The 12,095-nt window shown below is 70.4% G+C and carries 11 protein-coding genes; 6 read left to right on the top strand and 5 right to left on the bottom strand.

Annotated features, from left to right (window positions below):
• Positions 1 to 195: 195 nt before the first annotated feature.
• The 4 genes from VH914_20000 (at position 196) to VH914_20015 (ending at position 4,805) form a co-directional block, all read left to right on the top strand.
• Entirely contained in the window at positions 196 to 1,050 is an 855-nt protein-coding gene (locus VH914_20000; GenBank protein ID HEX4493497.1) for a 3-hydroxybutyryl-CoA dehydrogenase, read from the top strand.
• A gap of 9 nt (positions 1,051 to 1,059) precedes the next feature.
• Entirely contained in the window at positions 1,060 to 3,051 is a 1,992-nt protein-coding gene (locus VH914_20005) for a protein meaA (GenBank protein ID HEX4493498.1), read from the top strand.
• A 51-nt stretch (positions 3,052 to 3,102) separates the two neighbouring features.
• Positions 3,103 to 3,876 carry a GGDEF domain-containing protein gene (locus VH914_20010; GenBank protein ID HEX4493499.1) on the top strand — a complete coding sequence of 258 codons (774 nt, stop codon included), beginning with the start codon at positions 3,103 to 3,105 and terminating at the stop codon, positions 3,874 to 3,876.
• Positions 3,877 to 4,214: 338 nt separating this feature from the next.
• The gene (locus VH914_20015; GenBank protein HEX4493500.1) at positions 4,215 to 4,805 is read left to right on the top strand and encodes a MarR family transcriptional regulator; all 591 of its coding nucleotides are present in this window, start codon (positions 4,215 to 4,217) and stop codon (positions 4,803 to 4,805) included.
• On the opposite strand, the gene VH914_20020 is transcribed toward VH914_20015, so the two are convergent.
• On the bottom strand, positions 4,793 to 6,559 hold the full coding sequence (locus VH914_20020; protein HEX4493501.1) for an AMP-binding protein: 1,767 nt from the start codon (positions 6,557 to 6,559) through the stop codon (positions 4,793 to 4,795). The two genes, VH914_20015 and VH914_20020, sit on opposite strands and share 13 nt — an antisense overlap.
• An 82-nt stretch (positions 6,560 to 6,641) precedes the next feature.
• On the bottom strand, positions 6,642 to 7,781 hold the full coding sequence (locus VH914_20025) for a CoA transferase (protein HEX4493502.1): 1,140 nt from the start codon (positions 7,779 to 7,781) through the stop codon (positions 6,642 to 6,644).
• A gap of 21 nt (positions 7,782 to 7,802) precedes the next feature.
• On the opposite strand from VH914_20025, the gene VH914_20030 reads away from it, so the two are divergent.
• Positions 7,803 to 8,786 carry an agmatine deiminase family protein gene (locus VH914_20030; GenBank protein ID HEX4493503.1) on the top strand — a complete coding sequence of 328 codons (984 nt, stop codon included), beginning with the start codon at positions 7,803 to 7,805 and terminating at the stop codon, positions 8,784 to 8,786.
• Positions 8,787 to 8,788: 2 nt separating this feature from the next.
• A complete protein-coding gene (locus tag VH914_20035) occupies positions 8,789 to 9,727 on the top strand; it encodes a nitrilase-related carbon-nitrogen hydrolase (GenBank protein ID HEX4493504.1) in 939 nt (312 codons plus the stop codon).
• On the opposite strand, the gene VH914_20040 is transcribed toward VH914_20035, so the two are convergent.
• The 3 genes from VH914_20040 to VH914_20050 form a co-directional block, all read right to left on the bottom strand.
• A complete protein-coding gene (locus tag VH914_20040) occupies positions 9,715 to 10,818 on the bottom strand; it encodes a metallophosphoesterase family protein (GenBank protein HEX4493505.1) in 1,104 nt (367 codons plus the stop codon). The two genes, VH914_20035 and VH914_20040, sit on opposite strands and share 13 nt — an antisense overlap.
• Positions 10,815 to 11,051 carry an acyl-CoA carboxylase subunit epsilon gene (locus tag VH914_20045; protein HEX4493506.1) on the bottom strand — a complete coding sequence of 79 codons (237 nt, stop codon included), beginning with the start codon at positions 11,049 to 11,051 and terminating at the stop codon, positions 10,815 to 10,817. The genes VH914_20040 and VH914_20045 overlap by 4 nt, the downstream gene beginning before the upstream one ends.
• Positions 11,048 to 12,095: acyl-CoA carboxylase subunit beta (locus VH914_20050; GenBank protein ID HEX4493507.1), on the bottom strand; the 1,048-nt coding region annotated here is incomplete at its 5' end. The genes VH914_20045 and VH914_20050, both read right to left, overlap by 4 nt.

Raw genomic sequence — 12,095 nt, forward strand, 5'->3', positions numbered from 1 at the left:
CAACCGGGCGTCGAACGCCGCGCACGGCTCGGTCCATTCGTCGCCGCCGACGAGGGCGACGGTTCCGGTCGGCTTGGTCACGGGGTGGATCCTACGAGCGGGCGTACGGCGCCGAGCGCACTCGCCTCCTCCGGCTACCCGCCGGTAGCCTCTCGCCGCCGCCCGGGACGACGGGCGCCGGGGAGGGACGGATTCATGTCGGTCAAGCGCGTTGGAATCGTTGGGTCGGGGATCATGGGCTCGGGCATCGCCGAGGTCGCGGCCAAGTCCGGGATCGAAGTGGTGTTGCGCAGTCGCTCCCAGAGCACGGCCGACGCCATGGTCGCGGGCCTGGAGAAGTCGCTCGCCAAGCAGGTCGACCGGGGCAAGCTCGAAGCGACCGAGCGCGACGCGGTGCTCGGTCGGGTGCGCGCCGTCGCCGACCTCGGCGAGCTGCGCGAGTGCGACCTCGTCATCGAGTCGATCGTCGAAGACCTCGCGGCCAAGAAGCACCTCTTCACCGAGCTCGACCGCATCTGTCCGGAGAGCACGATCCTCGCGACCAACACGTCGACGTTGCCCGTCGTCGAGATGGCGATGAACACCGGCCGTCCGGAAAAGGTGTGCGGCATCCACTTCTTCAATCCCGCGCCGATGATGGCGCTGGTCGAGGTCGTGCGCGCGATCACCTCCAGCGACGAGACGATCGAGACCGCGACCGCATTCGCGACCACGTGCGGCAAGAACGCCGTGCAGGTGAAGGATCAGGCGGGCTTCATCGTGAACGCACTGCTCTTCCCGTACCTGAACAACGCGGCCCGGCTCTTCGACGCCGGCGTCGCGACGCGCGACGACATCGACGCCGCCATGAAGGGCGGCTGCAACTTCCCGATGGGTCCGCTCGAGCTGCTCGACCTCGTCGGCCTCGACACGAGCCTCGCGATCCTCGATGCGCTGTACGACGAGTTCCGCGACCCCAACTACGCGCCGGCCCCGTTGCTTCGCCGCATGGTGAGCGCCGAGCGCCTCGGGCGGAAGTCCCGTCAGGGGTTCTACGACTACCGGTCCTAGGCTTCCGGCGTGGCCTCCGAACGGGACCGCCCCTGGGTGATGCGGACGTACTCGGGCCATTCGTCGGCCCGGGCGTCCAACGAGCTGTACCGCACGAACCTGTCGCGCGGGCAGACCGGCTTGTCGATCGCGTTCGATCTCCCGACGCAGACGGGCTACGACTCGGATGCGGCGATGGCGCACGGCGAGGTCGGCAAGGTCGGCGTTCCCGTGCCGACGATCGCCGAGATGCGCACCCTCTTCGACGACATCCCCGTCGAAGAGATGAACACGTCGATGACGATCAACGCGACCGCGATGTGGTTGCTCGCGTTGTACGTCGCGGTCGCGACCGAGCGGGGTGTCGATGCGTCGGCGCTCGCCGGCACGACGCAGAACGACATCATGAAGGAGTACCTGTCGCGGGGCACGTACATCTTCCCGCCGGCTCCGTCGCTGCGCCTCACGGTCGACCTCATCACGTGGACGGTCCTGCACGTCCCCGCGTGGAACCCGATCAACGTGTGCTCGTACCACCTGCAAGAGGCGGGCGCGACACCCGTGCAGGAGATCGCATTCGCATTGGCGACCGCCATCGACGTGCTCGACGCGGTGCGCGCGTCGGGGCGCGTTCCGGAGGCCGACTTCGTCACGGTCGTCGAGCGCATCTCGTTCTTCTTGAACTCGGGCATCCGGTTCGTCGAAGAGGTCTGCAAGGTTCGTGCGTTCACGGAGCTGTGGTCGTCGCTGACCGAGACGCGGTACGGCATCACCGACGCGAAGGCGCGCCGCTTCCGGTACGGCGTGCAGGTGAACTCGCTCGGGCTGACCGAGGCGCAGCCCGAGAACAACATCCAGCGGATCGTGCTCGAGACGTTGGGCGTGACGTTGTCGAAGCGGGCTCGGGCGCGGGCGGTGCAGCTGCCGGCTTGGAACGAGGCGTTGGGACTCCCCCGGCCGTGGGACCAGCAGTGGTCGCTGCGGATCCAGCAGGTCCTCGCGTTCGAGACCGACCTGCTGGAGTACGACGACATCTTCGACGGGTCGAAGGTGATCGAGGCGAAGACGGCCGCGTTGGCCGAGTCGGCTCGGGCCGAGCTCGACCGCATCCTCGATGCCGGCGGCGCCTTCGCGAACATCGAGCAGCTCAAGGGCGAGCTCGTGCAGTCGCACGCGGATCGCATGCGCCGCATCGAGTCGGGCGACATCTCGATCGTCGGCGTGAACACGTTCACCGAGACCGCGCCGTCGCCGCTCACCGAGCAGCTCGAGGGCGAGGCGTCGTTCCTCGTCGTCGATCCCGCGGCGGAACGCGAGCAGGTGACTGCGCTGCGGGAGTGGCGCGCGTCGCGTGACGACACCCTGGTCGCCGCCGCGCTCGATGGACTGCGCGCCGCGGCATCGTCCGCGGATGCCGAGCTGATGGAGCCGACGCTCGCGCTGGTGCGCGCGGGCGGCACCGTCGGCGAATGGTCGGGCGTGCTGCGCGAGGTGTTCGGCGAGTACCGCGCACCGACGGGGATCGGGCGGGTCGCGTCGGCGGCGTCGTCGGGGCTGCTCGCGGTGCGCGAGCGCGTGCAGACCGCCGTGGCGGGCGGGCACCGACCGATCCGCATCCTCGTGGGCAAGCCCGGCCTCGACGGTCACTCGAACGGCGCCGAGCAGATCGCGGTCGCGGCACGCGACGCCGGCATGGAGGTCGTGTACCAGGGCATCCGGCTGCGGCCCGAGGAGATCGCGGCGGCCGCGCGGGACGAGGACGTCGACGTCGTCGGGCTCTCGATCCTCTCGGGCTCCCACCTGGAGCTCGTGCCCGAGACAATGCGCGCGCTGCGTGACGACGGCGTGTCGGCGCCGGTCGTGGTGGGCGGGATCATTCCCGAGGCGGATCAGGCCCGCCTGCTGGCAGCGGGGGTCGCCCGGGTCTACACGCCGAAGGACTACCGGCTGGCGGACATCATGGGCGACATCGCCGACCTGGTCCTGGGGGACTCCGGAATGCCGGCGGACCGGGCGTCGTGAAAGGCCCGTGAAGGCTCAGGCGGGCCCCCCGCCCGGCCGATGAGTAGGCGCATGGTCGATCGGCGCCTCGTTCTCTCGATCGCAGCCGCGATCGTCGCGCTCGCGACGGGTGTTCTCGCGGTCGTGATCTCGCTTCCGGCACTGGGTGTCGTCGCGGGTGCTGCGGGAGTCGTTGCCGGTGCGGCCGGCGCCGCGATCGCCGCGCAGCTGCACCACACCGAGGAGCGGCTCGCCGGAACCTCGAACGACGTGCAGCGTCTGCATCGCGAGCTCGACGCGGTCGCCGCGATCCTCGAAGAAGAGGCGAACCGGCGTGACACCGATCACGACGAGCTCACCGCTCCGGCCGGTGACCACGCGTTCGATCAGACCACGGGTCTCTACGACGAGCGTTACTTCGCGGTGCTCGTGCAGCAGCAGGTCGCGGCGGCACGGCGTTCCCTGCGTCCGATCTCGGTCGTGATCTTCGAGCTCGACGGTCTGCACGGATCGGACGACGTCACGCGCGATCAGGCGCTCGGTGTCGTCGGCGACGTCGTGCGGCGCACGCTGCGTGAGAGCGACTCGGCCTGCCGGCTCGGCGAGCTGATGGTCGGCGCGATCCTCGAGGACACGTCGGAGACGGGTGCCGTGTGGGCTGCCGAGCGGGTGCGGGGCACGCTGCTGGGCTCGCCGGTCGGCGACTCGCTCACCGTGTCGGCCGGCGTCGCCTGCTACCCGACGCACGCGCTGGGCGCGGCGGAGTTGGTCGCGCAGGCGGGCAAGGCCTTGGACGAGGCTCGCCGGCGGGGTGCCGATCGCGTGGAGACCGCGCCCGAGGGCTGAGCGATTTCCGGCGGCCGGCGTTCTTCACCGGTCCTCGGTCGAACGTCGGTTGGGCACTCCACACGCGGGTCCGCGGCGCCGCGCCCCGCACGCCGATTTCTTCATTTGCGCGTCACTTCCAAATGGACGTATCGCGCGATGAGGTCGGCCCGGTCGATTCGATCGGTGCGCGCGATGCATCCAAAAGGAAGCAACGCGCGATGAGGTCGGCCCGGTCGCTTCGATCGGTGCGCGCGATGCATCCAAAAGGAAGCAACGCGCAAATGAACTTTTCGGTGTGACCTGGCGGCGGCGAGCGCCGCGCGAAGACTGTCGGCGCGCCGCGCGACGATGCGCGCATGGAGACGCTGTTCAGCACCGCGCCGTTCCGCAAGCGGCCGCCGCGCGGCAAGCCGCTGCCGACGATCATCGGGCGGCGCTGGCGCGATCCGTGGCCGCCGCCGACCCGTGATCCTGACGACATCGCGGTCGTCGCGACCCGACTCCTCGCGACCGCGGGACGCCTGCAGACGCGCCTGCGCCGCACCGCGCGCCGCCATGGCGTAGACCCGCGTGTGTTCCGGTTCCTCCTGTTGTTCGCCGAGCGCACGCCACCGTTGCGCGTCACCGACGTCGCCGAGCACATGGGTGTGAGCAACCAGACCGCGAGCCGCATCGTCACGCTGGCGCTCGAGGCCGGGCTCGTCGATCTCCGGAGCCTGAACGCGATCGACGGGCGCGAGGTGGCCGTGCGGCTCACGGTCGCCGGACGCGATGCGGTCACGCGATGCCTCGACGCGATCCGGGCCGACGCCGCGCACGTCGGAGTCGAGCCGAGGTCGGCGCGTCGCGGCTCGTCGGGCGCGCACGGGATCCGATACATGTTGCGCTACGGAGATCGGCTCGACGACGACTGGGCGGTGCTCGACCGCCGCGTTCAGGGCCCGTAGATCCCTTCGATCTCCGACGCGTACTTCGCGTCGACGCCCCGCCGCTTGAGCTTCATCGTGGGCGTGAGCTCCTCGGAGTCCGGGAGCCACTCGCGCGAGAGCACGACGAACTTCTTGATCTTCTCGACGTTCGAGAAGCGCTCGTTCGCGGCATCGACCTCCCGCTGCACCTCGGCGAGCACGGTCGGATCCGAGGCCAGCGCCTCGAAGGGAAGATCGATCCCCTGCCGATGCGCCCACGCCCCGGCGGTGTCGGGGTCGAGCACGAGCAGCGCCGACATGAACGGACGGTTGTCGCCGATGGCCGCGGCCTGCCCGATGAGCTCGCCGCCCTTGAGCGCGGCTTCGAGGTTCGCGGGCGAGATGTTCTTGCCGCCCGCGGTGATGATCAGCTCCTTCTTGCGATCGACGATGCGCAGATAGCCCTCGTCGTCGAACACGCCGATGTCGCCGGTGTGGAACCAACCGTCGGCGTCGAGTACCTCGGCCGTCTTCTCCGCGGCGTCGAGGTAGCCACGGAACACGTTGCCGCCGCGGGTGCACACCTCGCCGTCGTCCTCGAGCCGCACCTCGATCCCGGGCATCGGCGGACCGACGGTGCCCACGCGCACACGGAACGGCGTCCACGTGCACGGCCCCGACGTCTCCGACAGCCCGTAGATCTCCGACAGCGGCAGCCCGATCGAACGGAACAGCTTCAGCACCTCGAACGGGATCGGCGCTGCGCCCGAAACACAGATGACGGCCTCGTCGAGCCCGGTCAGCGACCGCACGAACCCGAGGATCGCGTCCGCCTTCTCGAAGCGCGCCGCGAGCTCACCCGCAGGCTCCTCGCCGCGCGCCCGGAGCTCCGACACCTCCCAGCCGACCGCGGCCGCGTCCTCGAACGCCGCGGCCTGCGCCGCATCCGCGGTGACCGCGGCGTGCAACGTCGCGTACGCCTTCTCCCACACGCGCGGCACCGCGAAGAACGACTGCGGCCGCACCGCGTTGAGGTACGGCACGACGAGCCCGGGCTCGGGACACGTCGTGACGACGAACGCGGACGCGATCCCGAGATAGTGCGACGCCATCCGCTCCGCGATGTGCGCCATCGGCAGGTACGACACGACGCGCCAGCCCGGCTCGACGTCGACCGTCGCGCGGTAGCAATCGACGGTCCAGCTGATGTTGGCGTGGTCGAGCATCACGCCCTTCGGTGGGCCGGTCGTGCCCGACGTGTAGATGACGGTCGCGAGATCCGACGGCTGCGCGCGGTCGCACGCGGCTTCGAGGTCGACGGGCGCGTGCGCGACGAGATCCGACCACCGCAACACGCCTTCCGGCGCGCCGCCCGCGGGCTCGTCGATCACCGCGACGTGCCGCAACGACGGCAACGCGTCGCGCACCGACAGCAGCCGGTCGAGATACCCCGAATCCTCGACGATCGCGGCGACCGCGCCGCAGTGCCCGGCGAGGTACTCGATCTGATCGGGCGCCGAGGAGTTGTAGATCGAGATCGGGGTCGCACCACACAGCATCACCGCGATGTCGGCGACGTGGAACTCGGGCCGGTTTCGCATGATGAACACGACCCGATCGCCGGGGCCGACGCCGAGCTCGCCGAGCGCACCTGCGACCCGCGTCGCGCGCTCCGCGTACTGCGCCCACGTGCACTCCTCGAAGTCGTCGCCGACCTTCCACCGCAGCGCGGCCTGCGCGCCGAAGGCCGTGACCGTCTCCAGGAACTGCGCGGGAACCGTCTTCGCGCTCATGCGGCTCCGACCTCCGGCGCTCGAACCTGACGGCAACGAATCCGACGACCCCTGACCGCGCCTGTGGTCTGCGCCTGGCTGCTCATACCGCACCACCGTTCTCGGCTTCCAACTCTGCGAGCACCGCGTCCGTGTCGGCACCGAGCGGTCGGCCCGGCCAACGCACGACCGCGGGGGTACGCGACAGCCGCGCGGTCGGGCCCTGCATGCGCACGCCGTCGGCCTCGATGAAGACGTCGCGCGCGACGACGTGCGGGTCGGCGAGCAGCTCGCCCATCGTGTAGACGGGCGCGATCGCAGCTTCGGCGGCCTCGAACGCGGCGACGACTTCGGCCGACGTCCGCGCGCCGACCCATTTCGACACGATCTCGTCGATCTCCTCGCGGTGCGCAGCGCGGCCCTCGAAGGTCGCGAAGCGCGTGTCGTCGCCGACACCCATGAGCGCGAGGACACGGTGCGCGACCGACTCGGCCGACGTCGAGATCGCGATCCACTCGCCGTCGGAACACTGGTACGTGCCGCGCGGGACCGTGTACGGGATGCCCGCGCCGAGACGCGGCTGCTCGTAGCCGAGGTGCGCGGCCGCCGACGGCAACGCCGACATCATCTGCAGCATCGACTCGAGCAGGTTGACGTCGATCACCTGTCCCTCGCCGGTGCGATCGCGATGGCGCAGCGCGGTCATCACCGCGAACGCACCTGCGAGCGCGGCGACCTCGTCGGTGAGCGCGATCGGCGGGAGCAACGGCGGACCGTCGGGCTCGCCGTTGATCGCCGCGAAGCCACTCATCGCCTCGGCCATCGTCGCGAAGCCGGGTCGCTGCGCGTACGGACCGTCCTGCCCGAAGCCGGTGACCCGCAGCACGACCAACCCGGGATTGCGCTGGAACAACACGTCGGGACCGAGGCCGAGCCGTTCCAACGTGCCGGGACGGAAGTTCTCGATGAGCACGTCGGCGCGGTCGACGAGCCGCAACATCGCATCGAGCCCGCTCTCGCTCTTCAGGTCGAGCACCACGCAGCGCTTGCCCCGGCCGACGAGCTTCCACGTGTACGAGTCGCCGCCCTCGGGCGGGAACCAGCCCATGCGCCGCACACCGTCGCCGGCCGGCGCCTCGACCTTGGTCACCGACGCGCCGAAGTCGGCGAGGTGGCGCGCCGTGCCGGGGCCTGCGAACACCGTGGCCATGTCGATCACGCGCAGACCCGCGAGGGCTTCCACCGCCCGGAGGATAATGGCGACATGACCTGGCGCATGCCGGCCGAATGGGAAGACCACGAGCGCTGCGTGATGGCGTGGCCCGCGCGCGCCGACATGTGGCAGTCGCAGCTCACGACCGCGAAGCACGAGTACGCGTCCGTCGCGCGCGCGGTGTCGCGCACGGAGCCCGTGCTGATGATCGCGCCGCCGGGCGCGGGCACCGAGGCGAGCACGTTGTGCGGCGACATCGACGTCGAGGTCGTCGAGTGGCCCATCGACGACTCGTGGACGCGCGACATGGGCGCGATCGTCGTGCACGACGGGGCGCAGCGCGCCGGTGTCGACTTCGTCTTCAACTCGTGGGGCGAGAAGTTCGTGCCGTACGAGAAGGACGCACAGTTCGCACGCCGCATGTGCGAAGCGTTCGGGCTCGAGCGCATCGACGCGGCGCCGTTCGTCCTCGAAGGCGGCGCGATCACCGTCGACGGCGAGGGCACGCTCGTGACGACCGAGCAGTGCCTCCTCAACCCGAATCGCAATCCCGATCTCTCGAAGGAGCAGATCGAAGCGGAGCTGTGCCGCTGGCTCGGCGTCGAGCGCGTCGTCTGGCTGCCGCACGGCATCCTCGAGGACGACGACACCGACGGTCACGTCGACAACGTCTGCGCGTTCGTCGCGCCCGGCCGCGTCATCGCGCAGACGACGAGCGACCGCGACGACGCCAACCACGAGCGGCTGCAGCGCAACGTCGACGTGTTGAAGGCGGCAGGGCTGGATGTCGTCGAGCTCGACGTGCTGGTGCGCACGACGGTCGACGGCGACCCCGTCGTCGTGCCGCCGCTCAACGCGTACCTCGCGAACGACGCGGTGATCGTCCCGGTCGTCGACGCCGACTCCGGCACGCGCCGCGCGCTCGACATCTGGCAGGACGCGTTCCCCGCGCGCGAGATCACGGGCGTTCCCGGCCAGACGCTCGCCTACGGCGGCGGTGGCGTGCACTGCATCACGCAGCAGGTACCGCGATGACGATCCGCATCGTCAGCGGCACGGGGGCCCTCCCCGACTCCCCCGCGCGCGTCGACCCGCCGACGCGCGCGCCGTTCCGCATCGCCGCGGTGCAGCACCGCTGGCATCCGGACCCCGGCGAGCACCGCACCGCGCTCTCCGAAGCCGTGCGCGCCGCGGCCGGCGAAGGCGCGCAGCTCGTGTGCTTGCAGGAGCTCACGCTCTCTCCGTACTTCGCGGTGACGCCCGACGGCCCGACCGCCGCCGGCGCGCAACCCGAACCGCTTCCCGGTGGACCGACGCACGAGTTCGCGGCCGCGCTCGCGAGCGAGCTCGACATCCCGATCCACGCATCGCTCTACGAACAGGCCGACGACGGCGGGCTCGGCTTCAACACCGCGATCGTCGTCGCAGCGAGCGGCGACCTGATCGCGCGAACGAGAAAGCTCCACATCCCGATCACCGCGGGCTACTACGAGGACCGCTACTTCCGTCCCGGCGACACCGGCTATCCGGTCGTCGCGCTCGGCGACGCGCGCCTCGCGTTCCCGACGTGCTGGGACCAGTGGTTCCCGGAGCTCGCGCGTGCGTACTCACTCGAAGGCGCCGACGTCATCGTGTATCCGACCGCGATCGGCAGCGAGCCCGATCATCCCGGGTTCGACACGGAACCGCTGTGGGAGCAGGTGATCAAGGGCAACGGCATCGCGAACGGCACGTTCATGGTCGCCGTCAACCGCATCGGCGACGAACCGCCGCTGCGCTTCTACGGCTCGTCGTTCGTGAGCGATCCGTACGGGCGCGTGCTCGTGCAGGCGCCGCGCGACGAGCCCGCGGTGCTCGTCGCCGACCTCGACCTCGACGCGCGCCGCGACTGGCTCGCGCTGTTCCCGTTCCTCACCACGCGCCGACCCGATACGTACGGGCCGCTCACCGCGACCCCGCAGCCTCAGAACGACTGAGTGAAGCAGCGGTCGGCGAGATCGCCGAGCGCGTAGTCGCGATACAGGCCGACGAACATGCCGCGCGTCCTCTCGGTCCACGCCATCGCGTCGGGTGACGAGATACGCCGCGTGACCTGCGTGTAGCCGCCTTCGTAGACGCGGTACTCGGCCCACGCGCCCGGATAGTCCTTCACGCACGCGATCTCGGTGATCGGCACGTTGCGGGCCGACGGGAACCGCCGCGTGCGCGTGCGGTGCGTGTGCCCGGCGAAGTAGCCGGCGATCGCCTCGCGTCGAGCGATCACCGAGCACAACGCCTCGCTGTCGTCGGGATTGACGCCGAAGTAGGTCGCGCTGCGCTCGTTCGACGCGGGATCCCACGGGTGATGGTGCGCGAACACGAGCACGGGCACGCTCGACTCCGCCGCGAGCGCGTCGAGCCACGCGAGCTGGTCCGCGTCGAGCCCGCCGCGATCGATGCCGGGGATCACGGTGTCGACGACGGCGAGCGTTACGCCGTCGAGCTCGATCGAGAGCGGGCCGCGCGGCGCCATCTCCGGGTCGATCATCGCGTCGTGGTTACCGCGCACGTGGTGCATGCGCGCGCCGAGCCGGTCGTACGCCCGCCGGAACGCCTCGTACTCCTCCGCGGTCCCTTTGTCGGTGAGGTCGCCCTTCACCAAGACCGCGTCGGGCGCGAGGTCGGCGATCTCGTCGATCGCGCCGTGGTTCATGACCTCGGGGTACGGCGGCTCGCCGGCCTCGACCCGGAAGACCGGACCGGGCTCGTCGGGGATGCCGAGCAGGCCGCACTCGGTCTCGCCGAAGTGCACGTCGTTCGTCGTCGCGAACGTCGCGAGCCGCGCGCCCGAGGGGCGGGCCAGCGTCGCGACCGACGCGGGCAGCAGCGCGGAGCTGTCGGCCCCTTCGACGCGCAACGCGTACTCCATGGCGGGCTCGAGTCCGCCGACGCGCACCGAGTGGTACCGACCCTCGCTCGTCGTCTCGTGGTCGCCGACGGCGACCGCCACCGACTCGTCGCCGTCGGTTCGGAACGTCACGACGACCTCGTCGGGACCGACCGAGAACAGCTCCGCGTCGTGGATCACGCGCGCGAGCGACGAGCGATGCGGCCCGACAGCCGCCACGGGCCGCGTTGCAGTCCGGCCCGCTGCGCGGCGCGTCGCGATGCGTCGACCCACACGTTCAGGTGTTCGCGGGGCCCGTCGACCGCGGCCGCAGCCGCGCGTCGCTGCTCGTCGAGCACGACCATGACCGCGGTGATCGCCGCGGTCTCCTCCGCGCTCGGAGCGCTCGGAGCGCTCGGGGTGCTCGCGCTCACAGCGGGCCGTTGCCGTGCTTGCGCGACGGCAGGCTTTCGCGCTTGGTGCGCAGCATCCGCAGCGACGACACGAGCACCTTGCGCGTGTCGCGCGGGTCGATCACGTCGTCGACGTAGCCGCGCTCGGCCGCGTTGTACGGGTTCGCGAAGCGCTCGGTGTACTCCTCGACGAGCTCCGCGCGCCGGGTCTCGGGGTCGGTCGCCTGCTCGATCTCGCGGCGGAAGATGATGCTCACCGCGCCGTTCGGGCCCATGACCGCGATCTCGGCCGACGGCCACGCGAACGCGAGGTCGGCGCCGATCGACTTCGAGTTCATGACCACGTACGCGCCGCCGTAGCCCTTGCGCGTGATGATCTGCACGCGCGGCACGGTCGACTCGCAGTACGCGTAGAGCAGCTTGGCGCCGTGACGGATGATGCCGCCGTACTCCTGGTCGGTGCCGGGCAGGAAGCCGGGCACGTCGACGAAGGTGATGAGCGGCACGTTGAACGCGTCGCACGAGCGCACGAAGCGCGCCGCCTTCTCCGACGCGTCGATGTCGAGCGTGCCCGCGAGCACCTGCGGCTGGTTGCCGACGACACCGACGACGTGGCCGTCGATACGCGCGAAGCCGCACACGATGTTGCCGGCCCAATACGGGAAGATCTCGAAGAACTCGCCGTCGTCGGCGACCGCACGGATCACCTTCGTCATGTCGTACGGCTTGTTGGGCGAGTCGGGGATGAGCTCGAGCAGGTCGTCGCAGACGCGGTCGGGATCGTCGGAGGGCTCGAAGAAGGGCGGGTCCTCGAGGTTGTTCGACGGCAGGAACGACAGCAGGTAGCGAACCTGCTCGAGGCACTGGTCCTCGTCGTCGCACACGAAGGTCGCGACACCCGACTTCGACGCGTGCGTCATCGCACCGCCGAGCTCTTCCTGCGTGACGTCCTCGCCGGTGACCGTCTTCACGACGTCGGGGCCGGTGATGAACATGTGCGACGTGCCCTTCACCATGAAGATGAAGTCGGTCATCGCGGGCGAGTACACCGCGCCACCCGCGCAC

Source organism: Acidimicrobiia bacterium, assembly GCA_036271555.1.
GTDB lineage: Bacteria > Actinomycetota > Acidimicrobiia > IMCC26256 > PALSA-610 > DATBAK01.

Excerpts from the sequence above, each read along its gene's own strand:
- VH914_20000 (HEX4493497.1), top strand. The coding sequence starts at position 196 with ATGTCGGTCAAGCGCGTTGGAATCGTTGGGTCGGGGATCATGGGCTCG.
- VH914_20030 (HEX4493503.1), top strand. The coding sequence starts at position 7,803 with ATGACCTGGCGCATGCCGGCCGAATGGGAAGACCACGAGCGCTGCGTG.
- VH914_20020 (HEX4493501.1), bottom strand. The coding sequence starts at position 6,559 with ATGAGCGCGAAGACGGTTCCCGCGCAGTTCCTGGAGACGGTCACGGCC.
- VH914_20015 (HEX4493500.1), top strand. The coding sequence starts at position 4,215 with ATGGAGACGCTGTTCAGCACCGCGCCGTTCCGCAAGCGGCCGCCGCGC.
- VH914_20010 (HEX4493499.1), top strand. The coding sequence starts at position 3,103 with ATGGTCGATCGGCGCCTCGTTCTCTCGATCGCAGCCGCGATCGTCGCG.